Genomic DNA, 22,481 nt, shown 5'->3' with positions numbered 1-22,481 from the left:
TCGCATCCGTAGCGGGAAAAGGCGCACCGATCAATCGAGCGGCGGCACCATACCATCCCGCAACATCGTGACGAGCCTTGCGCGCCGCTTCTCGAGATCGGCGATCTGGCGGTCGATCGCTTCGAGGCGTTCGCGCTGGACGTCGGTGATCTGATCGCACGAACGCGCACCTTCGATCAGCAGCATGCAGTCCGGAAAACCGCGAATGTCGTCGAGGGTGAAACCGGTCGCGATCATGCGCTGAATCTGCTTGACCTGCGTCACGGCCTTGTCGGGAAACAGGCGATAGCCGTTGTCCGCGCGCACCGACGCGAGCAGGCCGTGCTCGTCGTAGTGCCGGATCGAGCGCACGCTCGCGCCGGTGAGCTGCGCGAGTTTGCCGATGGTCAGCAGCGGCTGGGTAGGCGGATTTTTCATGAAGGGCAGGTTAGCACGATTCGCTTGACTCTCACATCAGTGTGAGGGTTGAGACTGAGCGTCCGTTCATGCCTGGAGGAAAGAACCCATGACTACCCGAGTACTGATCCGCTGGCTGATTGCCGTGATCTGGTGGGCGACGCCGTTCGCGTTGGCGTACGACGCGGCCGCCGCGCCGCTGACCTATACCGTGACGTCGACGGACGGCGTGAAGCTGGCCGTTCAGGAAAGCGGCGACCCCGACGGCGTGCCCGTCATCCTGATCCACGGCCTGCTCGGCAGCCGCCTGAACTGGGACGCGCAAGTCCAGAGCCCGGAACTGCGCGGCTTCCGGATCATCACGTACGACCTGCGCGGCCACGGGCTGTCGGACAAGCCGTCCGGCGCGCAGCCGTATCGCGACGGAACCCGCTGGGGCGACGATCTCGCCGCGGTCATCGACGGCGCGCATGCGCGCAAACCCGTCGTGGTCGGCTGGTCGCTCGGCGGCGTGGTGATCTCGAACTACCTCGCCAGGTACGGCGATCGCGCGATCGCGGGCGCCGTGTATGCCGACGGCGTGGTCGAGCTTGCGCCGGGCCAGATCGTCGATCATCCGGACGTGTATCGGGACATGAACGCGCCGGATCTGAAAACCCATCTCGACGGCGAGCGCACGTTCGTCGGCCTGTGTTTCAACCGTCGGCCGGACGCCGCCACGTTCGAGCGCTTGCTCGCGAACGCCGCGATGGCGTCGTGGGACATGCAAAAGGCCATCCCGACGATGTCGGTATTCGCCGCCGCGGGGCTCGGCCACGCGCGCGTGCCGTTGCTCTTCATCTACGGCGGTCGCGATGCGCTGGTCGATACGCACGCGACGCTGGCTCGCGCGGCCGAGCTGAACTCGCGCGTGGTCGGCAAGGTGTATGCGGAGTCGGGACACGCGCCGTTCATCGAGGAAGCCGAACGGTTCAATCGCGATCTGGCCGCGTTCGTCCGGTCGGCGTCCGCGCGATGAAGTGGCGCTGTCAGGCCGACGTGACGGGGATGCCTGCCGGGTCGCCCGCCGCGCGATCGTGAAAGCGCTGGAACGCATCGAGTAGCCGTGCGCGCTGCGCGGCCAGCGCCGGATCGCGCCGATCGCGCGGCCGTGCGACGTCGACCTGGATCTCGTCGTCGACGCGGCCCGGGTTCGGCGCGAGCATCAGCACGCGATCGCCGAGATACAGCGCCTCGTCGAGATCGTGCGTGACGACGATCGCGGCCATCCGGTGCCGGTGGACGACGTCGAGCAGCAGCGTCTGCAGGCGCATCCGCGTGATCGCGTCGACCGCGCTGAACGGCTCGTCGAGCAGCAGCAAATCCGGCTCGCCGAACAGCCCGCGTGCGATCGCGGCGCGCTGCGCCATCCCGCCGGACAACGTGGCCGGCAGTTGCCGCGCGACGCCGGCCAGGCCGACCTCGTCGAGCAACCGCGCGACGCTGGGGTCGTGGCCGCCCCGCGCGCCGGACGCGAAGCCGACGTTGTCGGCGATCGACAGCCACGGCAGCAGCCGCGGCTCCTGAAAGATCATGCCGACGCGCGCGGACGGCCCGGCCAGCGCGTTGCCGTCGAGCGTCACGCTGCCGCGGAAATCCGGGTCGAGGCCGGCGACGACCCGCAGCAGCGTGCTCTTGCCGCAGCCGCTCGGGCCGACCACGCAGACGATTTCGCCGCGTGCGACCTGCAACGCGATGTCGGCCAGGATCGTGCGATCGCCATACAGCTTGCGGGCGATCCGCAGATCGAGCAGCGGCGGGGCGATGCCGACGCCCCGGCGGACGGAAGGGGAGGCGCTCATTTCCCGCCCTCGCGCGATGCGCCATCGAACGCGTCGCGCCAGCCGAGCCAGCGCGACTCGATGCGGCGCATCGCGCCGTCGGTCAGCTTGCCGAGCAACGCGAGCAGCAGGATCGCGCCGAACACGAGATCGGGGCGCCCGGTTTCGCGACCGTCGCTCAGCAGGAAGCCGAGGCCGCGCGTGGCCGCGATCAGCTCCGCGGCGACCATGAACATCCACGCGAGACTGAGGCCGGTGCGCAGGCCGGTGACGATCTGCGGCAGCGCGGCCGGCAGCAGGATGCGGCGGAACAGCGCAAGCGGGCCGAGCCGGTACACCGCGCCGAGCTCGACGAGCTTGCGGTCGACGTCGCGAATGCCGGCGACCACCGCGAGGTGAACCGGAAAGAACGCGCCGATCGCGATCAGCGTGATTTTCGGTGCTTCATCGATGCCGAGCCACAGCAGCAGCACCGGCACCCACGCAAGCGACGGAATCGCGCGCAGCGCCTGGAACGTTGGTTCGAACAGCGCGTCGATCCGGCGGCTCAGGCCCATCGCCGCGCCGACGACGAGCGCGAGCCCCGCGCCGGCCGCAAACCCGGCCGCGACGCGCAGCGTGCTCGCGCCGACGTGACGTGCGACCCGCGTGACGCCCATTCGTGCCAAGGTATCGAGAATCTCGCTCGGCGCCGGCACGAGATGATCGGGCAGCCAGCCGTGCCGCACCACGAACTCCAGCAGCACGAGCGCGGCGAACGGCAGTGCGAAGCCTGCGATGCGCCAGGCGCGCAGCGGGTCACGTCGGGCCGCGGGAGGCGGCGATGCGGGTGGGTGTGACGCGAGCGCGTCGCCGCGCGCGGTGGTGTCCGTCATCGGCGGCACGCTCAGTGCGACGCGGCGACGATCGGGCGTGCGAACGACGGATCGATCAGCGTATCGACGATCTTCGCGGGATCGACGCCCGGTTTGGTCAACTGCTCGGCCGTCAGCACCGGCGCCGCGGCCTTCAGCGCCGCGCGCTGCGTGTCGCCCGGCACCGGGTCGCTGAAGTCGTTGCGCTGAAGCTGCAGCTTCGCGACCGGCAGCGACACCTTCGATTCGTCGGCAATGATCTGCGCGGTTTCGGCCGGATGCGCGACGATCCACTGGCGTGCGCGGTCGTAGACCTTCAGCACGCGCTCGACCGCCTGCGGATACTGGCTGGCGAACGCGTCGCGAACGTTCAGGAACCCGTACGTATTGAACGCGACGTTGCGGTACAGCAGGCGCGCGCCGTCGTCGAGCTGCGCGGCGGCCATGTGCGGATCGAGCCCGGCCCACGCATCGACCTGACCGTTCGCGAGCGCGGTGCGGCCGTCCGGATGCTGCAGGTTGACGATCTCGACGTCGTCGCGCGTCAGGCCAACGGTGTGCAGCGCGCGCAGCGTGAACAGGAACGGATCGGTGCCGCGCGTCGCGGCGATCTTCTTGCCCTTCAGATCGGCGAGCGAACGGATCGGCGAATCCTTGCGTACCACGAGCGCGGTCCATTCGGGGCGCGAGAACACGTAGACGGTATGGATCGGGTTGCCGTTCGCGCGCGCGAGCACCGACGCGAGCCCCGCGGCCGACCCGAAATCGACCGCGCCGCTGTTCAGGTATTCGAGCGCGCGATTGCTGCCGAGGCTCAGCACCCAGCGAATCGCCGTACCGTCGGCCTTGAACGCGTCGTCGAGCCAGCCGAAGTGGCGGATCACGAGACTCTCGGGCGAGTAGTACGCATAGTCGACGCGGATTTCCGCGGGCGTCGCCGCCTGCGCTTGCATGGACATGAGGCCGGCAAGCACGGCAACGACGAGGGCCGCGGATTGCCACACGCGGGACCAGAACGGCTTCATCGAGGATTCTCCGGAAGAGCGGCAACGCGCCGCGAACAGGCAGGTGACCGGCTAATGTAACGAAGCGCAGGCGATCCGTTAACGAAGAAATCCACGTTTGAACATGCGTGCGGCTGCTAAGCGCGCGCCGTGCAACTTTATGACGCACGCCGATTAATTTATCGGTTTATATCGCTTGGGATTGCCGGATCGAGGGAACAGAATTTCCGCTGCCGGAACCTGGCGACAGCGGGGCCCCATGCGCTCGACGCCGCGACGGTCGCGAAGGCGCCTGCCCGGTTCCCCGGCTTCACGATCACCTTGCCGTGCATTCGGCATCAAACTAAGGAATCCGATGAGTTCGATCGATCTTGGCTCAGTCACGCCGGTTTCTTCCCCTATCCGCTCGGCCAGCGACGTCGCTCGCCTGATCAATACGGTGGACAGTTCGGTGAGCCACGCACGGATGATCGTGCTGCTGGCGCTCGGCGGCGTGTTTCTCGATGCGTACGACCTGACGACGCTGTCGTACGGCATCGACGACGTGGCGCGCGAATTCGGGCTGACGCCCGCGCTGACCGGGCTGGTCGGGTCGGCGATCATGATCGGCACGATCTTCGGCAGCCTGATCGGCGGCTGGCTGACCGACCGGATCGGCCGCTACCAGGTGTTCATGGCCGACATGCTGTTCTTCGTGGTCGCGGCGATCGCGGCCGGGCTCGCGCCGAACGTCTGGGTACTGATCGCCGCCCGCTTCGTGATGGGGCTCGGCGTCGGCATCGACCTGCCCGTCGCGATGGCGTTTCTCGCGGAATTCTCGAAGTTCAACGGCCGCGGCAACAAGGCGTCGCGGCTCGCCGCGTGGTGCCCGATGTGGTACGTCGCGTCGTCGGTGTGCTTCCTGCTGATCTTCGGGCTGTATTTCCTGCTGCCGGCCGAGCATGCGGGCTGGCTGTGGCGCGCCTCGCTGATCTTCGGCGCGGTGCCGGCGCTCGTCATCATCCTGTTCCGCAACCGCTTCATGAACGAATCGCCGCTGTGGGCCGCGAATCAGGGCGACCTGGCCAACGCCGCGCGCATCCTGCGCGAGTCGTACGGCATTCACGCGCACGAAGCGGACGATGCGCGGCGCGAACCGAGCCCGCCGCCGGTGCGGATTCGCGTGCTGTTCCAGCGTCCGTATCTGGGGCGCACGATCGTCGCCAGCGTGATGAACCTGTGCATCCCGTTCGAATACACGGCGATCGCGTTCTTCCTGCCGTCGATCCTGTCGCAATTCCTCGGCGCGGGCGTGTTCGAGACGATCGCGGCGTCGCTCGCATTGAACGTGCTGTTCGCGTTCACCGGCGGCTTGCTCGGCATGCGCCTCGCGTATCGCTATCCGTCACGGCATGTCGCGATCGCGGGGTTTGCGCTGCAAACGGTCGCGCTCGTCGCGCTCGCGCTGGCGGGGCATCCGCACGGCGCATTGGCCGTCGGCGTCGTGCTGCTGATGCTCGGCACCTGGCTGTTCGCCGAAGGTTTCGGGCCGGGCGCGCAGATGATGATCTATCCGACGCTGTCGTATCCGGCCACGATCCGCGGCACCGGCGTCGGCTTCGGGCGGTCGCTGTGCGGGATCGGCCAGGCGCTGGCGCTGTTCGTGCTGCCGATCCTGCAGGCGCGTCTCGGCACCGACATGTTCTGGGTCGTCGCGATCAGTGCGGTCACGCCGATCGTGTTTCTGCTGATCGTTCGGTATGAGCCGACGGCGAACGACGTCGACGACGAAAGCGTGGCGTAACCGTCGACGCGAAGCGCTCGTTGTCCCCCGGCAAATACAAACGGCTTCATCAGACTGCACGAAGCCGTTTGTACTGAAGCCGGCCGCCGCGTGAATGCGGACAGACCGGTTTCGACGTCGCCCGACGCTACGCGCTGACCGCTTCCCGCTCGGCCGCGCGCTTGACCTGTTCGATATCGCGAAACTGCGCGGCCGGATGCTCGTCCGGCAGCCGCGCCGACCCGCCGAAGAGTTTTTCGCGCAGCGTGCCCGGCGCATACGCGGTCGGATACACGCCGCGGCGCTGCAGCTCCGGCACGAGATGGCGCACGACGTCCTCGAAGGTTTCATGCGCGACCGCATACGCGAGATTGAAGCCGTCCACGTCGGTCGCGGCCACCCATTCCTGCAGGATGTCCGCGACGGTCGACGCCGACCCGACGAACACCGGGCCCATCCCGCCGATGCCGCCCCAGGCCGCCAGCGCCTCGATCGTCCACGCGGTGTCGCCGCCCGACAGGTGTTCGACCGCCGACACGATCGCATTCGTTGCGACGCGCCGGACGGGATCGGTCGGCGCGTACTGGCCGAAGTCGATGCCGGTCCAGCCGGACATGAACACCAGCGAGCCGTCGTACGACACGTAGCGCCGATACTCGTCGAACTTCGCTTGCGCCTTCTCGTCGGTCTCGTCGACGATCACCGTCACGAGGTTGTAGATCAGCACCTTCGCCGGGTCGCGCCCGGCGGCCGCGGCCTGCGCACGCACGTCGGCCACGTAGCGCGCGAGCTGGTCGCGGGTCGGCGCGGCGACGAACACGCATTCGGCGTGCTGCGCGGCGAACGCCTTGCCCGGGCCCGACGCGCCGGCCTGGAACAGCACCGGCGTGCGCTGCGGCGACGGCTCGCACAGGTGATAGCCGGGCACGTCGAAGAAGCGGCCCTTGTGACCGATCTCGTGCACTTTCTCCGGATGCGTGAACACGCGGCCATCGCGATCGCGTACCACCGCGCCATCCTCCCAGCTACCCTCGAACAGCTTGTACAGCACCTCGACGTATTCGGCCGCGACCGCATAGCGGTCGTCGTGCGTGCGCAGCCCATGATCGCCGACGTTCTTCGCGCCGCTTTCCAGATACGACGTGACGATGTTCCACGCGAGCCGGCCCTTCGTGTGATGGTCGGCGGTCGACAGCCGGCGGGCGAACGTGTACGGGTGTTCGAACGTCGTCGACGCGGTGATGCCGATGCCGAGATGCTCGGTCGCCATCGCGATCGGCGCGGCCAGTTGCAGCGGATCGTTGACGGGAATCTGCGCGGCCTGGTGCAGCGCGTGATAGTTGCTGCCCTTGTACACGTCGTAGTAGCCGATCACGTCCGCGATGAAGATCGCGTCGAAGATCCCGCGTTCGAGCACGCGCGCGAGGTCGGTCCAGTAGTCGAGATCCTTGTACTGCCACGAGCGGTCGCGCGGATGGGCCCACAAGCCGGGCGACTGGTGGCCCACGCAGTTCATCTCGAACGCGTTGAAGCGAATGGTCTTGCTCATTGCGCGGCCCCCGCTTCCGCACCGGCGCCCGCGTGGGCGTCCGCCCCGTTGCCGACGCGCCAGACGAACGGCGGCGTGCGGCCGTTGATGATCCAATCGCCGACGATGCGCGCCTTGTACACGAGCGGATTGTGCGACGACACCGTGCGCGCGTTGCGCCAGTGGCGATCGAGCGCGGTCGTGCTGCGGGTTGCTGATGCGCCGAGCGCGTCGAACAGGCGCGTCGCCGCGCGCAGCACGAGTTCGGACACGACGAGCTGGCTCTGCGCGGATTCGATTTCGGCCGCGACGTTCGCCGCCTGCTCGGCCGCTTCGTCGCCGCCGAAGCGCGCTTCGTACGCGTGCTGAAGCGGCTGCGCGGCACGCAGTGCGAGTGCGTCGGCCGCGTATGCCCATGACGCGATCTCGCCGATCACCTGCTGAAGCTGTGCGTCGTCACCCGCGCGCGGCGCATTGCCGTGGCTGTACACGCGCGTGCGGTTGCGCACGAGCTCGCCCGCGTCGCGCACGATCGCGTGGCCGATGCCGGCCAGCGTCGCGACGTGGAACAGCTGGTAGAACGCGGTCTGGTACTTGAAGCGGCGCGCGAAATCGATCACGTTGTCCGCGTCGACCGCCGCATTCTCGAAACGCGTCGTGCCGCTGCCGGTGGTGGTCTGGCCGAAGCCGTCCCAGTCGTCCTCGCGGATCACGCCCGGCTGCGCGGTCGCGACGGCGACGATCACGTCGCTGCCATCGTGTGCGCGCTGCGCGAACACGTCGATCCAGTCGGCGAACAGGCTGCCGGTGCTGTAGAACTTCCGGCCGTTCAGCACGAGCCGGCCGTTCTGCTCCGACACCTTGGTAACGGTCTGGCCGAGCGGCACGTCGCCGGCCTCCGACCACGCATTGCCGACGAGCTGGCCGCTCGCGAAGCGGTCGAACCACGTCGTGCGCTGCGGCCCGGCCGGCGCGTTCAGCCAATCCTCGACGAACGCGAAATGCCCGCGCAATGCCTGCGGCAAATTGGAATCGGCGGCGGCCAGTTCGGTCAGCAGCCGGAACAACTGTGGCAGCGATGCGCCCGCGCCGCCGGCGCTCGCCGGCAGCCGGATCGCGCCGAAGCCGGCCGACTTCAGCCAGCCGATCGCCTCGTGCGGGAGTTCACGGTTGCGTTCGCGCTCGGCGGTGCCGGCGGCGATGCGCTCGAAGATCGGCCGGAACCGGCTCGCGAGCGCATCGTAATCGGTACCGGTGGAAAGGTCGGGAGCTGCGTGCGACGAAGTCATGCGGGTTTCCTCGAAGGGCGTGCGCCGGGAGCCCAGTATAGGAAGCGCCACGTGAGCGTTCCAATAACGGATTCTCGGATCGTTATCGTCGCTGCGTATTACCGCTACTGCGACCGCAACCGCGCGGGGACGCATCGACGTTCATGCATCCGTTACGACGTCGAAACGCCGATTCATCTGCGTCAGGATCGACGTCGTTTGTTCTCCAAAGGAATATCGTTCCGAGAATCGCTCGGTTTTCCGGCTCGCGCGGCGCTGCTAGATTGAACGCTTTCGCCATTCGACAGGAGAGCCCGATGTCAGACACGAGCGCGACGATTCAGGAGCGGCCGGCCGACGCACGACCGCAGGTGGCCCGCGTGATTGCGGACGATGCGGAAGCGATCGCGGTCGCGCATGCGCTGGCGCAACGCCTCGCGCAAGGGGCTGCCGAGCGCGATCGCGAGCGCCGCCTGCCGCGCGAGGAAATCGAATGGTTTTCGCAGTCGGGGCTGTGGGCGATCACGGTGCCGAAGGCATACGGCGGTGCAGGCGTCTCGCACGTGACGCTCACCGAGGTGATCAAGATCATCGCCGCGGCCGATGCGTCGCTCGGGCAGCTTCCGCAGAATCATTTCGGGCTGATCGACGTGATCACGCTCGTCGGCACCGATGCGCAAAAGCGTCATTTCTTCGCCGAAGTGCTGAGCGGCAAGCGGTTCGGCAACGGATTCTCGGAGAAGGGCACGAAGCACGTGCTCGACCTGAAGACGCGCGTGCGTCGCGACGGCGACGACTATGTGGTCGACGGCACGAAGTTCTACTCGACCGGTGCGTTGTTCGCGCATTACGTGCCGGTGCTCGGGCTCGACGACGCGCAGCAGGCCTGGCTCGCGTACGTGCCGCAACCGACGCCGGGGCTGACCGTGATCGACGACTGGTCGGGATTCGGGCAGCGCACGACCGCGAGCGGCACGGTCGTGCTCGACGCGGTGCGCATCCCGGCGTCGCACGTGCTGCCCGCGCAGCGCGTGTCGGACGTGCCGACGCTCAACGGCCCGCTGTCGCAGATCATCCAGGCGGCGATCGACGCGGGCATCGCGAAGGCGGCCATCGACGATACGCTCGCGTTCGTGCGGACCCGCACGCGGCCGTGGGTCGACAGCGGCGTCGAGCGGGCGGTGGACGATCCGCTGACGATTCGCGAAATCGGCCGCCTGCACATCCAGCTGCATGCGGCCGACGCGTTGCTCGAACGTGCGGCGCGCACGCTCGACGAGATCACGGCCAAGGGCGACGTGACCGAGGACGACGTCGCACGGGCGTCCGTCGCGGTCGGCGAAGCGAAGGTGCTGACGACCGAGGTCGCGCTGCTCGCCGGCGAGAAGCTGTTCGAGCTGGCCGGCACGCAGTCGACGCTCGCGGAGCACAATCTCGACCGGCACTGGCGCAACGCGCGCACGCATACGCTGCACGATCCGGTGCGCTGGAAATATCACCTCGTCGGCAACTACTACCTGAACGGCGCCCGCCCGGCGCGGCATGCGTGGAATTGAGCCGCCCACGGCAAACGGTCCGCCCGAGCGCTGCCTGTCTCCACGGCGGCGCTAGCGGTCGGACGCCAGCAGCGCGCGGATCAACCCCCGCGCGATGCCGTCGAGCGTGAAGCCGAGCGCGCCGATGACGACGATCACCGCCGTCAGTTCGGCATACGCGAGCCGGTCGCGCGTATCGAGGATCAGGTAGCCGAGGCCGGCATTGACGCCGAGCATCTCGGCCGGCACCAGCACGATCCACAGGATGCCGATCGCGAGCCGGATGCCGTTGAGCAGCGGCCCCGCGATCGCGGGCAGCACGATATGGACCAGCAACTCGCGGCGGGTGGCCGCGAGGCTCGCGCCGAGCTGCAGCCAGCGCCGGTCGATCTGCGTGACGCCGGCGGCCGTGCTCATCAGCACCGGCCACAACGCAGCGAACCCGAGCAGGAAGTAGATCGCGCGGTCGCCGATGCCGAACGACATGACCGCGAGCGGCATCCACGACAACGGCGACACCATGCGCAGGAACTGGAACGTCGGCGACAGCATCCGCTCGACCCATCGCACGCGGCCGAGCAACAGGCCGAGCGGGACGCCGGCCAGCAGCGCCGCACCGAGCCCGACGCCGATGCGTCGCAGGCTGACGAGCGCGTGTTCGAGCAACTGATCGTCCGCACACAGCGCGCGCAGGCTCGCGAACGCGCTATCCGGCGCGAACTGCCGGCCAAGTGAGCCGGGCTCGGTCAACAGGTGGATCGCGACCCACCAGACGGCGACCGTCGCCACGAGCCCGGCCACGCCGAGCCAGCCCGCGGCCGAGCGGGCCGGGAAGCGGACGCCGCCGCGCCGGCGCGTGTCGGGTGCGGACGAGCGGCGGGTGGCGAGCGCGTCAGACAACGATGATCTCCTCGCGGCGGAACCCGCCCGATTGGCCGAACGCGGTCAGGCCGCCGACCGCGTCGATGCTCTTGCGCACGAACCGGTCGTCGACGAGATCGCGGGCAGCGAACGCCGGGTCGAGCGATGCGAGGAAGGTGCTGTCGCCGTCGACCACCGTCCGCTTCAGCCGCTGAACCAGCGCCTCGGTATAGCTCGGGAACGGATACGGCTGGAAGTCGATCCGCTTCGCGTGCCAGTCGGCATGACGGATCGCGCCGCTCGCGCGATAGGTGTCGGTCAGCGACGCCGACGGCACCAGCACGCGGTCGAGCGACGCGAGCGTATGCGGCGAATAGCGGTGCGTGCCGTCTTTCGACAGCAGTTGCGCGGTGTCCTGCGGATGCGCGCGCGCCCACAGCTGCGCCTTCACGATCGCGTTGACGACCTTTTGCGACCACGCGGGGCGCTGCGTCAGATCGTTCTCGTGCATGAACACGACGCAGCACGCATGGTTCTTCCACACGTCGCCGGTGAAGCGCAGGATCTTGCCGATCTTCATCAATTCCGCGGTCGCGTTGAACGGCTCCGCGACGATGTACCCGGCGATCTGGCGCGCGGCGAGCGCGGGCAGCATGTCCGACGGCGCCATCACGACCAGGTTGACCTCGTTCGCCGCGGGCGTGCCGCGCCGCTTGAGCACCGGCGTAAGCCCCTGCTGGCGCAGCAGGTCCTGCAACACGACGTTGTGAATCGAGTACCAGAACGGAATCGCGACGGTCTTGCCGCCGAGATCGCGCAGCGAATCGATGTCGGGCGCGACCGTCAGCCCGGAGCCGTTCACGTGGTTCCACGCGACCACCTTCGCCGGCGCGCGGCTGCCGTAGCGCGCCCACAGCGTCATCGGCGACAGCAGGTGCACGACGTTGACCTGCCCGGACAGGAACGCTTCGACGAGCTGCGCCCAGCTGCGCAGCATCTTCGGTTGCTCGACCGTCAGCCCTTCGGACGCGAAATAGCCGTTGTTGTGGGCGACCAGCAGCGGGGCCGCGTCGGTGATCGGCAGGTAGCCGATGCGAACCGGCGCATCCGGTTCGGCCGCGGCGTGCGCATTCGCCATCGACAGCAACGGGGCGGCGCCCGTCGCGGTGAACAGGGCCGCAAGCTTCAGCCATTCGCGGCGCGACATCGGAATCTGGCACATGGATAGGGAGGTCAGTTCGAGGGATGGAGTTCGGACGCGTGCGGGCGCTTCATGCCGGCCTGCAACGCCTTCAGGATGTCGATGCGCATCGTGCCGAGTTCGCTGACGAACGCGTCGCGCGGATGCGGATAATCGACGTGCCACGCGTCGATGAAGCGGCCCTGCGTGCCGAGCAGCACGACGCGATCGGCCACCAGCAGCGCCTCGTCGATATCGTGGGTCACGAGCACCGTCGCACAGCGCGTCGTCGCGACGATGTTCACCAGCAACCGCTGCATCGCGGCGCGGGTGACTTCGTCGAGCGCCGAGAACGGCTCGTCGAGCAGCAGTGCGTGCGGCTGACGCGCCAGCGCGCGGGCGAGCGCCGCGCGCTGCGCCATGCCGCCGGAGAGCTGGGCCGGGCGCAGCGACACGGCGGCTTCGAGCCCGACCGCATGCAGCGCGGAGCGGACGCGCTCGCGTTGCTGATCGCGCGTGAGGCGCTCCTGATGTTCGAAGGCGAGCCCGAACGCGACGTTCCGTTCGGTCGACAGCCACGGCAGCAGGCACGGGTCCTGAAACGCGATCGCGATCCTCGGGTGCGGGCCCTGCAGCGTCGTACCGTCGATCGACACGGTGCCGGATTGCGGTCGCTCCAGCCCGGCCAGTGCACGCAGCAGGCTCGACTTGCCGGTGCCGCTCGGGCCGATCAACGCGACGATTTCGCCGCGCCCGACCGACAGCGAGACATCGGCGAGCACGGTATTGCGCCGCTCGCCGTCGTAGCTAAGCGTCAGATGGCGGGCGTCCAGCAGCGGGCGCGTCATGCGGCGATGCTCCGCGTCCGTGCGGCGAGTTGCGCCTTCAACTGCACGACGCTCGGCGTGACGATCGGGATGAACGCCGCTTCGCGCCAGCGTCGCTCGAAGCCGAGCCCCGCATCGCGCAGATAGCCGCGACCGCCGCTCGCCTCGAGTTCGAGGTTCACGGCCGTGCCCACGTGCGTCGCGAGCGCGATGCGCAACGCGAACAGGCGGTCGGGATGCAGGCGCAGGCTGCCGTCCGCGATGCCGGCCGACAGTTGCGCACACGCGGCAGCCAGTTCGGCCGCGCAGGATTCGACTTCGGGGCCGAGAATGCCGCGCGTCGTTTCCGCCGCGCGACGCGCTTCGGCCAGCGAGCGCCGCGCGAGCCCGATCGACAGCCCGCACTGCAAGCCGAGGAATGCCGGTCGCACAGCGGACAGGAAGGTTTGTGCGTCCGGATGGATCAGCCACGCGGCGTCGCCCGGTACGGCGTCGAGGTGCAGCGCGGCGGTGTTGCTGCCGCGCAGCGCGATCAGGTCGAGATCGGGGCTGCGCGTCAGGCCGGGCGCGTCATCCGGAATCGCGACGATCGCGGACGGCCGGCCATCGCCAAATGCCACCGCTGCCGCCACCACGAACCGTTCGGTGTGCAGGTTCGTCACCCACGCCATCCGGCCGGTCATCCGCCAGTCGTCGGCGCGTTCCGCGTGCGGCGTCGCGTCGATCTGAAGCGACTCGATGCCGGACAGATATTTCATCGCATTCGACAAGCCGCTTGCGCCGGCGCAACGGCCGTCGAGCAGCGCCGGCAGCCAGCGCTCGCGCAGCGCGGTATTCGGGCTTTGCAGCAGGTATTCGATGAAGCTGCGCTGGCCCCACAGCACGAAGGCGGCGGTCAGCGAATACTCGGCCACCGCGGCGATGCCGGCAATGGCGTCCGCGGTCGTGCCGCCCGCGCCGCCGAGGCTCGCCGGCACGCCGGTCCGGAACAGTCCGGCGTCCGCGAGGCGCGGCACGATTTCCGCTTTCAACGCGGCGCTCGTGTCGAGCTGCGTGGCGTTCGCGTCGAGCCAGTCGACGAGCGACGCGTCGAGCGCGGGCGCCGTCAGGCGGATTGTGTCCGGGGTTCCCATCGGTATGCCGCCAGTTCGGGGTTGAGTTCGTTGCGCGCCAGATTGTTCGCGAAGTTGCACAGCGTCGCGAGGCTCACGCCCAGCACCACTTCGAGTGCGTTCGCTTCGGTGAAGCCGGCGGCCAGGAACGCGTCGAGCGCGTCGTCGGTCACGGCGCCGCGCGTCGCGATCACGGCGCGCGTGAAAGCAGCGACGGCGTCGAGCCGCGGCTCGGCGACCGGCTCGCCGTCGCGCAGTGCGTCGACGTCGGCGCGCTCGACCTGGGCTTTTTTCAGTGCGGCGGCCGTGTGTCCGGCCACGCAGAATGCACAGCCGTGGACGGCGGCCGCGGTGATCTGCACGGCTTCGCGCTCGGCGAACGTGAGGCCCGCGCGGCCGTTGATCTCCGCGACGGTCAGATAGGTTTCGAGGGCGACCGGCGCATTCGCGAGCGAACGGACGAGGTTCGGCAGGAAGCCGTTCGCGCGCTGCGATTTTTCGAGGAAGGGCTGGCTGGCCGCGGGGGCGGTTTCGATGGTGGGCAACGGCAGGCGGCTCACAGGATTCTCCGAAAAGGGCAGTGAGATCATTGTCGAGGCGCTGCTGCCGCCGGACAATGCGCGAACATCCGCGATTCCTGTGCGTTCGTCCCGCGCCGCGCGTCGCGGTGTCGCGATGCCCGCTAGTGCAAGCGCGCCGCCGATCGCGACGCGTCGTCGCGCTCGCGGCGCCATGCGCCGGGTTGCATGCCCATCGTGCGCTTGAACGCGTGCGCAAACGCCGATTCCGACTGATAGCCGACGAGTTCGCCCGCCCGCGAAATCGGCAGGCCCTGCTGCAACAGGTCCGCCGCGAGCCGCATCCGCACCATCGTGACGAACTGCATCGGCGGATGGCCCGATGCTTCGCTGAAGTGCTTGCAGAACGCGGTGCGCGACATGTTCGCGAACGCGGCCATCGAGTCCGTGGTCCACGCGTCGGCGGGCGCGTCGATGATCGCGGCGACCAGCGTGCCGAAGCCGGTCCGCTGCATCAGCGTGGCGAGCCCGCTGGCCACGGTATCGTGCCCGGCGGCGTCCCGCACCGCATAGAACAGCAGCAGTTCGACCAGCTTGTCGATCAGCGGGGACGGCGCGTCGACGCCGTGACGACCTTCGGCGCGGATCAGGTCGAACAGCCCGTGGATGCCGCGATACGCGTCGTCGCCGCGCCGCACGATCAGGTACTCGGGAAAGAGCGATACGATCGCGCGCGACACGGTCGAGTGGAATTCGATGAAGCCGCACGCGAGCCCGACGCTGCCGTCGACCGACGGATCGAGCGGTTGCATCGACCCGCGCCGCTCGAGCGGATGGCCGCCCGCGACCGCGCAGGCCTGCGGGTTGACCGGGCTCGGCGACAACCCGTGCGGCACGTCGCGCAGCAGAAAGACGGCTTCACCCGCGGCGACCGGGATGCTGTCGCGCCCGTCGGCGAAGTGCAGCCACGCCGAACCATGCAGGATGACGTGGAAGCTCGCTTTCGCCCGGCCGGCGGTGGACGCCTGCCAGTCGCCGCAATACTGGCCGACGTGAAAAAGCTGGCTTTTCGGCTCCAGGCTGGACAGCAGCCAATGGACGACCTTGTCTGTTTGCGCGGACATTCCGATGCTGGAGGATGGGTGACGCGCCCATGCTACGGGCTGCGCCGCGCCGCTCAAACCAACGAATCGTAGAAAGCATTTTCCTGCCGTCGCAATGTCGCGCGACGCGGCGCGGCCTGGCGTTCGGCCGGGGTGCGCGCGGCGCTGGCCGGGTGCCGACGACACGGCACGCGCGCTATGCCTGAACGGCGATCCGATACCGCGTGGTCTGCCGATAGACGCCGCCCGGACGAACGATCACGTCGTCGCGCAGGCCGTCCATGTTGACCTGATCCGGAAAGCCGCCCGCCTCGACGCACAGCGCCGCGTGTGGCACGCAGCGCGTGCCGCCGCTCACGCGCAAGCCGTCGAGATAGTTGCCCGTATAGAGCTGCAGGCCGCGCTGGTCGGTCGACACGATCAGCTCGCGGCCGCTTTCCGGATCGTAGATCCGTGCGACGGGCCGGACCTCACGCGCGCCGTTGCCGACGACGTAGCAGTGATCGAAGCCGCGCGCCCGCGCCAGTTGCGCATGCGGCCAGTCGAGGCGCGCGCCGAGCGGCGCGCTTTGCCGGAAATCGAAGGCCGTGCCCGTTACGTCGGCCGTGCCGGTCGGGATCAGCGCGTCGTCCACTTCGAGGAAGGCATCGGCGTCGATATGCAGCAGATGGCCGCGCACGTCGCTGCCCGCGCGCCCGTTCAGGTTGAAGTAACTGTGATTCGTCAGGTTCAGCGGCGTCGGCGCATCGGTCCACCCCGAATAGTCGATCGTCAGCGTGCCGTCGTCGTCGAGCGTGTAGCGCACCTGCACGCGCACGTTGCCGGGGAATCCCGCGTCGCCTTCCGGCGAATCGAGTTGCAGCGTCAGCCCGCCGCCATCGTCGAGCACGTCCCACCGCGCGCGATGAAAACCGTTCGCGCCGCCGTGCAACAGGTTGCCGTTCTCGTTGCGGTCGAGCAGGTAGTCGACGCCGTCGAGCGTGAAGCGCGCGCCGGCGATCCGGTTCGCCCAGCGGCCGACCGTCGCGCCGAGATAGGCGCCGGATTCGAGGTACTCGGCCGGCGTGTCGTGCGCGAGCACGATATCGGCCAGGCGCCCGGTGCGATCGGGCGCGAGCCACGACACGACGGTCGCGCCGAGGTCGCTGACGACGACGCGCATCCCGTGCGCGTTGCGCAGCGTATAGCGCCGCACGGGCTCGCCGTCGGGCAACGTGCCCCACGGCTCGGAAAGCACGCGTGCCGCGCCGGGCGTCAGGTATGAGGAATCGGTATCGATATGCATGGATGGAGGTCGGATGGGCGGCGGGTGTCAGTGGGGGGCGGCCGCGCGTTCCTGGTATTCGCGCGGCGTACAGCCGAGTTCGCGCCGGAACACCGCGTACATGTATTGAAGCGACGTGAATCCGCAACGGATCGCGACTTCGGCGCTCGACGCCTGGCGGCCGGCGAGCAGCGCCTGCGCGGCTTCGAGCTTGTGGCGCAGGATCTCCTGGTGCACGGTGCGTTGCAGTTCGCGCCGGAAGTGCTCCTCGAGCAGCGAGCGCGACACGCCGACATAGTCGGCGACCTGTTCGGTCTTGATGCCCTGGCACGCGTACTGGCGGATGAAATGCCGGGCACGCATCACGTGCGGGCTCGCGAGCGGCTGGTGGCGCGTCGATTCGAGCACGTTGATGCCGACCGGCGGCACGAGAATGCGCTGCCCGGGAAAGCGCGCGCCGCGCAGCATCCGGTGCAGCAGGTGCGCGGCGGTGCGGCCCATTTCCTCGGTGCCCTGGATCACCGACGACAGCGGAATGCGCGTCAGCGTGCGCGTGAGCGGATCGTTGTCGATGCCGATGATCGCGACCTGTTCCGGCACCGCGATGCCGGCGATCAGGCACGCCTGCAGCAGATGCCGCGCACGCGCATCGGTCACCGCGATCACGCCGACCGGCTTCGGCAGCGCATGCAGCCAGTCGATCAGTTGCTCGATCGCGTGATTCCACCCGGACGCGCTCGTCGACAGCCCGCGGTAGATCGGCGCGTCGAGCCCGTCCGCGCGCGCGAGCCGGTCGAACGCGAGCTCGCGCTGCTGCGCCCAGCGGTTCTCCTGCGCGACCGGCAGGCTGTACATCGCGAAGTGCGCGAGTCCGGCGCCGATCAGGTGCGTATAGGCGAGCGACACGAGTTTCGGGTTGTCCGTCGCAATATATGGGACATCGGCCGGGTACTGCGTCGGGTCCTCGTACGACGATCCGATCGCGACGATCGGCAGCGGCGAACCGGCGAGCGCGTCGGCCACGGCCGGGTCGTCGAAGTCCGCGATGATGCCGTCGCCGTCGAAACGCTCGATCCCGGTGAGCCGGCAGCGGAAGTCGTCTTCGAGGAACAGGTCCCACACGACGCGCGTCGTGTGCAGGTACTGGCCGATGCCGCTGATGATCTCGCGGTCGTAGACCTTGTTCGCGTTGAACAGCAGCGCGATGCGGTGCGGTGTCTGGGCGGAAGGGGCGCGTGTCATCTGGGTGTCGGGTGAGCGCGTCGGGGCGCCGTGCCGTTGTCTCCGGGGCGCGCCCGGACGGCGGCGCGCGATATCTGGTGTACGTGGTGTACGGCGATTGTAGGACGGAACGCGCGCCGCACGTAGCGGCTGGCAAGAAACATCAAGCGCGCTGCGCAATTTCGCAATTGCCGGCCGATAGGCGCGCGGGCACGATCCAGTCAACCGAATTCGGCCGCGTGCGTCGTCGCGACGCGCGTTGCGCTGCAACAAGAACCCCCACGGAGACGCCATGTCGTATTTCGAGCACATTCCCGCGATTCGCTACGAAGGCCCGCAGTCGGACAATCCGCTCGCCTATCACCATTACGACCCCGACAAGCGCGTGCTCGGCAAGACGCTCGCCGAGCATCTGCGGATCGCGGTCTGCTACTGGCACACGTTCGTGTGGCCGGGCCACGACATCTTCGGGCAGCCCGCGTTCCAGCGGCCGTGGCAGCAGCCGGGCGACGCGCTCGAGCGGGCGCGGCAGAAGGCCGATGCGGCGTTCGAATTCTTCACGAAGCTCGGCACGCCGTTCTACACGTTCCATGACACCGACGTCGCGCCGGAAGGCGACAGCCTGCGCGACTACGCAGCCAATTTCGCGCGGATGGTCGACTATCTCGGCGAGCGTCAGCAGGCAAGCGGCGTGCGGCTCCTGTGGGGCACCGCGAACCTGTTCTCGCACCCGCGCTTCGCGGCCGGCGCCGCGACCAACCCGAACCCCGACGTGTTCGCATGGGCCGCGACCCAGGTGTGCCATGCGCTCGACGCGACCCACCGGCTCGGCGGAGAAAACTACGTGCTGTGGGGCGGACGGGAAGGCTATGAGACGCTGCTCAATACCGACCTGAAGCGCGAGCGCGACCAGTTCGCCCGCTTCCTGTCGATGGTCGTCGAGCACAAGCACCGGATCGGCTTCAAGGGCGCGCTGCTGATCGAGCCGAAGCCGCAGGAGCCGACCAAGCACCAGTACGACTACGACGTCGCGACCGTGCACGGCTTCCTCGTGCAGTACGGACTCCAGAACGAGATTCGCGTGAACATCGAGGCGAACCACGCGACGCTCGCCGGTCATTCGTTCCATCACGAGATCGCGAACGCCTTCGCGCTCGGCGTGTTCGGCAGCGTGGACGCGAACCGCGGCGATCCGCAGAACGGCTGGGACACCGACCAGTTCCCGAACAGCGTCGAGGAGCTGACGCTCGCGTTCTACGAGATCCTGCGCCACGGCGGCTTCACGACCGGCGGGATGAACTTCGACGCGAAGGTGCGGCGCCAGAGCATCGATCCGGAAGACCTGTTCTACGGCCACGTCGGCGCGATCGACGTGCTCGCGCTCGCGCTCGAACGCGCGGCGGTGCTGGTCGAGAACGACCGGCTCGACGCGCTGCGCCGGCAGCGCTACGCGCAGTGGGACGACGCGTTCGGCCGCAAGATCCTGTCCGGCGGCTATACGCTGGAATCGCTGGCGGCCGACGCGCTCGCGCGTGGGGTGAACCCGCGGCATGCGAGCGGCGCGCAGGAGCGGCTGGAGAACATCGTGAACCAGGCGATCTACGGGCTGCGCTGACGCCATGTACATCGGACTCGATCTCGGCACGTCGGGCGTGAAGGCGGTGCTGCTCGACCGCGACGGCGCGGTGCGCGCGAGCGCGAGCCGCCCGCTGACGGTGAGCCGGCCGCAGCCGCGCTGGTCCGAGCAGGCGCCGCGCGACTGGTGGGACGCCGCCTGCGGTGCGCTTGCCGCGCTGGTCGCGGATGCGCGCACGGCCGGCATCGACCCGCGCGACATCGACGCGCTCGGGCTGACCGGGCAGATGCACGGCGCGACGCTGCTGGATGCGCATGGCGACGTGCTGCGCCCCGCGATTCTGTGGAACGACGGCCGCGCGGATGCCGAGTGCGCGGAACTCGAACGGCTCGCGCCCGCATTGCGCACGGTGGCCGGCAACATCGCGATGCCTGGCTTCACGGCGCCCAAGCTGCTGTGGGTGCGTCGTCACGAGCCCGACGTGTTCGCACGCATCGCCTACGTGCTGCTGCCGAAGGATTATCTGCGCTACCGGCTGACCGGCGCGTTCGCGACCGATCCGTCGGATGCCGCCGGCACGCTGTGGCTCGACGTCGCGAAGCGCGACTACGACGACACGCTGCTCGCCGCTTGCGGGCTGTCGCGCACGCAGATGCCGCCCGTCGTCGAGGGCAACCGCATCACCGGCACGCTGCTGCCGGCCGTGGCGCGGGCGCTGGGCCTGCGCGAGATCCCGGTGGTGGCCGGCGGCGGCGACAACGCGGCCGGCGCGGTGGGCGTCGGGATCGTGCGGCCCGGCGACGCGCTGCTGTCGCTTGGCACGTCGGGCGTGTATTTCGCGGTGTCGGACGGGTTTCGCGCGAATCCCGAATCGGCGGTGCACAGCTTCTGTCATGCGCTGCCGGATACGTGGCACCTGATGTCCGTGATGCTGAACGCGGCCGGCTGCGTCGACTTCACCGCGCAACTGGCCGGCTACGACGGCGTCGCGGCGCTGCTCGACGATGCCGAGGCGAACGCACGCGCGAGCCGCCCGTGGTTCCTGCCGTACCTGAGCGGCGAGCGCACGCCGCACAACGACGTGAACGCGAAAGGCGTGTTCTATGGGCTCACGCCCGACACGCGGCGCGCCGATCTCGCGAACGCGACGCTCGAAGGCGTCGGCTTCGCGCTGCTCGACGGCATCGACGCGCTGCATGCGGCCGGGCTTGCACCCGACAGCATCACGGTGATCGGCGGCGGCTCGCGCAGCGCGTACTGGACGCAGATGCTCGCCGACCTGAGCGGTCGCGCGCTGACGCTGCGCGCGGGCGGCGAAGTGGGGCCGGCGCTCGGCGCCGCGCGCCTTGCGCATCTCGCGCTCGAACCGCATGCGCGGCTCGGCGACGTGTGCCCGCAGCCGCCCGTCGTCGCGGTGCGCGAGCCCGATCCCGAGCGGCACGCGTGGTATCGCGACGTGCGGCGGCCGACGTTTCGCGCGCTGTACCGTGCGCTCGAACCGGTGTTTGCGACGGGCGCCTGACGCACATTGCAGTGACTCGATGCGGGCGGTGCAATCCGGCGGCCGTCCGCGGTTCGTGAGGTGGTTCCATAACAAGGAGTCTGGAGACATGAAAACCGTGACGCGTCGTACCGTATTGCATTCCCTTGCCGGCGCCGCCGCGCTGGCGATCCTCGCGCTGGGCTCGCCGCTCGCCCACGCGAGCAAGGACAAGCCCGAGATCGGCTTCTGTATCGACGACCTGCGCGTCGAGCGCTGGTCGCGCGATCGCGACTATTTCGTCGCGGCCGCGACGAAGCTCGGCGCGAAGGTGTCGGTGCAGTCGGCCGATGCGAACGAGGCGCGGCAGATTTCCCAGATCGAGAACCTGATCTCGCGCGGCGTCGACGTGATCGTGATCGTGCCGTTCAACTCGAAGACGCTCGGCAACGTCGTCGCCGAAGCGCGCAAGGCCGGCATCAAGGTCGTGTCGTACGATCGCCTGATCCTCGACGCCGACGTCGACGCGTACATCTCGTTCGACAACGAGAAGGTCGGCGAGCTGCAGGCGCAGGGCGTGTTCGACGCGAAGCCGAAGGGCAACTATTTCCTGCTGGGCGGCGCGCCGACCGACAACAACGCGAAGATGCTGCGCGAAGGACAACTGAAGGTGCTCAAGCCGGCGATCGACCGCGGCGACATCAAGGTGGTCGGCCAGCAGTGGGTGCCCGAATGGAGCGCGTCGACCGCGCTGCGGATCGTCGAGGACGCGCTGACCGCGAACAACAACAAGATCGATGCGATCGTCGCGTCGAACGACGGCACGGCCGGCGGCGCGATCCAGGCGCTCGCCGCGCAGCATCTGGCCGGCAAGGTGCCGGTGTCCGGGCAGGATGCGGATCTGGCCGCGGTCAAGCGCGTGATCGCCGGCACGCAGACGATGACCGTCTACAAGCCGCTGAAGCTGATCGCGAGCGAAGCCGCGAAGCTCGCGGTCGATCTCGCGAAGGGCACGAAGCCCGCGTTCAACGCGCAATACGACAACGGCAAGAAGAAGGTCGACACGGTGCTGCTGCAGCCGACGCTGCTGACCAAGCGCAACGTCGACGTCGTCGTGAAGGACGGCTTCTATACCCAGGCCCAGCTGGCGAGCCAGTAACGGCACGACGCGC

General features: G+C 68.7%; 20 protein-coding genes. 6 read left to right on the top strand and 14 right to left on the bottom strand.

Features of this window, described 5'->3' with window-relative positions:
* Positions 1-30: 30 nt before the first annotated feature.
* Positions 31-417, bottom strand: a complete 387-nt coding sequence (locus tag SY91_RS30055; RefSeq protein WP_023474632.1) for a MerR family transcriptional regulator — start codon at positions 415-417, stop codon at positions 31-33.
* A gap of 88 nt (positions 418-505) precedes the next feature.
* On the opposite strand from SY91_RS30055, the gene SY91_RS30050 reads away from it, so the two are divergent.
* Positions 506-1,414: an alpha/beta fold hydrolase gene (locus tag SY91_RS30050; protein WP_023474631.1), complete on the top strand. Its 909-nt coding sequence runs from the start codon at positions 506-508 to the stop codon at positions 1,412-1,414.
* A 10-nt stretch (positions 1,415-1,424) separates the two neighbouring features.
* Here SY91_RS30050 and SY91_RS30045 read toward each other — a convergent pair whose 3' ends face one another.
* Genes SY91_RS30045 through SY91_RS30035 form a run of 3 tightly spaced genes read right to left on the bottom strand, consistent with a single transcriptional unit; the run spans position 1,425 to position 4,095 of the window.
* The gene (locus tag SY91_RS30045) at positions 1,425-2,237 is read right to left on the bottom strand and encodes an ABC transporter ATP-binding protein (RefSeq protein WP_023474630.1); all 813 of its coding nucleotides are present in this window, start codon (positions 2,235-2,237) and stop codon (positions 1,425-1,427) included.
* A complete protein-coding gene (locus SY91_RS30040; protein WP_023474629.1) occupies positions 2,234-3,091 on the bottom strand; it encodes an ABC transporter permease in 858 nt (285 codons plus the stop codon). Before SY91_RS30040 ends, SY91_RS30045 begins: the two co-directional genes overlap by 4 nt.
* Before the next feature lie 11 nt (positions 3,092-3,102).
* Positions 3,103-4,095: an aliphatic sulfonate ABC transporter substrate-binding protein gene (locus tag SY91_RS30035; protein ID WP_043886379.1), complete on the bottom strand. Its 993-nt coding sequence runs from the start codon at positions 4,093-4,095 to the stop codon at positions 3,103-3,105.
* 334 nt (positions 4,096-4,429) lie between these two features.
* Here SY91_RS30035 and SY91_RS30030 point away from each other — a divergent pair, with 334 nt between their 5' ends.
* Complete coding sequence (locus tag SY91_RS30030; RefSeq protein WP_023474627.1) at positions 4,430-5,857, top strand: MFS transporter; 1,428 nt, start codon at positions 4,430-4,432, stop codon at positions 5,855-5,857.
* A gap of 127 nt (positions 5,858-5,984) precedes the next feature.
* Here SY91_RS30030 and SY91_RS30025 read toward each other — a convergent pair whose 3' ends face one another.
* Together SY91_RS30025 and SY91_RS30020 are read right to left on the bottom strand one after the other, a co-directional pair.
* A complete protein-coding gene (locus SY91_RS30025; protein ID WP_023474626.1) occupies positions 5,985-7,385 on the bottom strand; it encodes an LLM class flavin-dependent oxidoreductase in 1,401 nt (466 codons plus the stop codon).
* Positions 7,382-8,653 (bottom strand): acyl-CoA dehydrogenase family protein, encoded by a 1,272-nt coding sequence (locus tag SY91_RS30020; RefSeq protein ID WP_023474625.1) that lies wholly within the window; start codon positions 8,651-8,653, stop codon positions 7,382-7,384. Before SY91_RS30020 ends, SY91_RS30025 begins: the two co-directional genes overlap by 4 nt.
* Positions 8,654-8,949: 296 nt before the next feature.
* On the opposite strand from SY91_RS30020, the gene SY91_RS30015 reads away from it, so the two are divergent.
* Positions 8,950-10,188, top strand: coding sequence for an SfnB family sulfur acquisition oxidoreductase (locus SY91_RS30015; protein ID WP_012336859.1), 1,239 nt, complete (start codon positions 8,950-8,952; stop codon positions 10,186-10,188).
* Positions 10,189-10,239: 51 nt separating this feature from the next.
* Here SY91_RS30015 and SY91_RS30010 read toward each other — a convergent pair whose 3' ends face one another.
* The 8 genes from SY91_RS30010 to SY91_RS29975 all read right to left on the bottom strand — a co-directional run bounded on the left by SY91_RS30010 (position 10,240) and on the right by SY91_RS29975 (position 18,274).
* The gene (locus SY91_RS30010) at positions 10,240-11,067 is read right to left on the bottom strand and encodes an ABC transporter permease (RefSeq protein WP_185921495.1); all 828 of its coding nucleotides are present in this window, start codon (positions 11,065-11,067) and stop codon (positions 10,240-10,242) included.
* Entirely contained in the window at positions 11,060-12,250 is a 1,191-nt protein-coding gene (locus SY91_RS30005) for an ABC transporter substrate-binding protein (protein WP_023474623.1), read from the bottom strand. The genes SY91_RS30010 and SY91_RS30005 overlap by 8 nt, the downstream gene beginning before the upstream one ends.
* 11 nt (positions 12,251-12,261) lie before the next feature.
* Complete coding sequence (locus tag SY91_RS30000; protein WP_023474622.1) at positions 12,262-13,056, bottom strand: ABC transporter ATP-binding protein; 795 nt, start codon at positions 13,054-13,056, stop codon at positions 12,262-12,264.
* A complete protein-coding gene (locus tag SY91_RS29995; protein ID WP_023474621.1) occupies positions 13,053-14,168 on the bottom strand; it encodes an acyl-CoA dehydrogenase family protein in 1,116 nt (371 codons plus the stop codon). Before SY91_RS29995 ends, SY91_RS30000 begins: the two co-directional genes overlap by 4 nt.
* Entirely contained in the window at positions 14,141-14,707 is a 567-nt protein-coding gene (locus SY91_RS29990) for a carboxymuconolactone decarboxylase family protein (protein WP_043886376.1), read from the bottom strand. The genes SY91_RS29995 and SY91_RS29990 overlap by 28 nt, the downstream gene beginning before the upstream one ends.
* A 122-nt stretch (positions 14,708-14,829) precedes the next feature.
* On the bottom strand, positions 14,830-15,789 hold the full coding sequence (locus SY91_RS29985; RefSeq protein WP_043886375.1) for an AraC family transcriptional regulator: 960 nt from the start codon (positions 15,787-15,789) through the stop codon (positions 14,830-14,832).
* Between the two features lie 175 nt (positions 15,790-15,964).
* On the bottom strand, positions 15,965-17,053 hold the full coding sequence (locus SY91_RS29980) for an aldose epimerase family protein (protein WP_023474620.1): 1,089 nt from the start codon (positions 17,051-17,053) through the stop codon (positions 15,965-15,967).
* Positions 17,054-17,080: 27 nt separating this feature from the next.
* Positions 17,081-18,274: a XylR family transcriptional regulator gene (locus tag SY91_RS29975; RefSeq protein WP_023474619.1), complete on the bottom strand. Its 1,194-nt coding sequence runs from the start codon at positions 18,272-18,274 to the stop codon at positions 17,081-17,083.
* A 271-nt stretch (positions 18,275-18,545) separates the two neighbouring features.
* Here SY91_RS29975 and xylA point away from each other — a divergent pair, with 271 nt between their 5' ends.
* The 3 genes from xylA (at position 18,546) to xylF (ending at position 22,468) form a co-directional block, all read left to right on the top strand.
* Positions 18,546-19,868 carry a xylose isomerase gene (gene xylA, locus SY91_RS29970; RefSeq protein ID WP_023474617.1) on the top strand — a complete coding sequence of 441 codons (1,323 nt, stop codon included), beginning with the start codon at positions 18,546-18,548 and terminating at the stop codon, positions 19,866-19,868.
* 4 nt (positions 19,869-19,872) lie between these two features.
* The gene (gene xylB / locus SY91_RS29965) at positions 19,873-21,351 is read left to right on the top strand and encodes a xylulokinase (protein WP_023474616.1); all 1,479 of its coding nucleotides are present in this window, start codon (positions 19,873-19,875) and stop codon (positions 21,349-21,351) included.
* A gap of 88 nt (positions 21,352-21,439) precedes the next feature.
* Positions 21,440-22,468, top strand: coding sequence for a D-xylose ABC transporter substrate-binding protein (xylF, locus tag SY91_RS29960; protein WP_011695050.1), 1,029 nt, complete (start codon positions 21,440-21,442; stop codon positions 22,466-22,468).
* The last annotated feature ends 13 nt before the right edge of the window (positions 22,469-22,481 follow it).

It is taken from the genome of Burkholderia cenocepacia (assembly GCF_014211915.1).
Classification (GTDB): domain Bacteria; phylum Pseudomonadota; class Gammaproteobacteria; order Burkholderiales; family Burkholderiaceae; genus Burkholderia; species Burkholderia orbicola.
The sequence above is the reverse complement of the archived record's forward strand: the minus strand, read 5'-3'. Positions and strand labels throughout refer to the sequence as shown.

Bases quoted from the DNA above. Each gene is read 5' to 3' on its own strand.
- SY91_RS30055 (WP_023474632.1), bottom strand. From the start codon at position 417: ATGAAAAATCCGCCTACCCAGCCGCTGCTGACCATCGGCAAACTCGCG.
- SY91_RS30050 (WP_023474631.1), top strand. From the start codon at position 506: ATGACTACCCGAGTACTGATCCGCTGGCTGATTGCCGTGATCTGGTGG.
- SY91_RS30045 (WP_023474630.1), bottom strand. From the start codon at position 2,237: ATGAGCGCCTCCCCTTCCGTCCGCCGGGGCGTCGGCATCGCCCCGCCG.
- SY91_RS30040 (WP_023474629.1), bottom strand. From the start codon at position 3,091: ATGACGGACACCACCGCGCGCGGCGACGCGCTCGCGTCACACCCACCC.
- SY91_RS30035 (WP_043886379.1), bottom strand. From the start codon at position 4,095: ATGAAGCCGTTCTGGTCCCGCGTGTGGCAATCCGCGGCCCTCGTCGTT.
- SY91_RS30030 (WP_023474627.1), top strand. From the start codon at position 4,430: ATGAGTTCGATCGATCTTGGCTCAGTCACGCCGGTTTCTTCCCCTATC.
- SY91_RS30025 (WP_023474626.1), bottom strand. From the start codon at position 7,385: ATGAGCAAGACCATTCGCTTCAACGCGTTCGAGATGAACTGCGTGGGC.
- SY91_RS30020 (WP_023474625.1), bottom strand. From the start codon at position 8,653: ATGACTTCGTCGCACGCAGCTCCCGACCTTTCCACCGGTACCGATTAC.
- SY91_RS30015 (WP_012336859.1), top strand. From the start codon at position 8,950: ATGTCAGACACGAGCGCGACGATTCAGGAGCGGCCGGCCGACGCACGA.
- SY91_RS30005 (WP_023474623.1), bottom strand. From the start codon at position 12,250: ATGTGCCAGATTCCGATGTCGCGCCGCGAATGGCTGAAGCTTGCGGCC.
- SY91_RS30000 (WP_023474622.1), bottom strand. From the start codon at position 13,056: ATGACGCGCCCGCTGCTGGACGCCCGCCATCTGACGCTTAGCTACGAC.
- SY91_RS29995 (WP_023474621.1), bottom strand. From the start codon at position 14,168: ATGGGAACCCCGGACACAATCCGCCTGACGGCGCCCGCGCTCGACGCG.
- SY91_RS29985 (WP_043886375.1), bottom strand. From the start codon at position 15,789: ATGTCCGCGCAAACAGACAAGGTCGTCCATTGGCTGCTGTCCAGCCTG.
- SY91_RS29980 (WP_023474620.1), bottom strand. From the start codon at position 17,053: ATGCATATCGATACCGATTCCTCATACCTGACGCCCGGCGCGGCACGC.
- SY91_RS29975 (WP_023474619.1), bottom strand. From the start codon at position 18,274: ATGACACGCGCCCCTTCCGCCCAGACACCGCACCGCATCGCGCTGCTG.
- xylA (WP_023474617.1), top strand. From the start codon at position 18,546: ATGTCGTATTTCGAGCACATTCCCGCGATTCGCTACGAAGGCCCGCAG.
- xylB (WP_023474616.1), top strand. From the start codon at position 19,873: ATGTACATCGGACTCGATCTCGGCACGTCGGGCGTGAAGGCGGTGCTG.
- xylF (WP_011695050.1), top strand. From the start codon at position 21,440: ATGAAAACCGTGACGCGTCGTACCGTATTGCATTCCCTTGCCGGCGCC.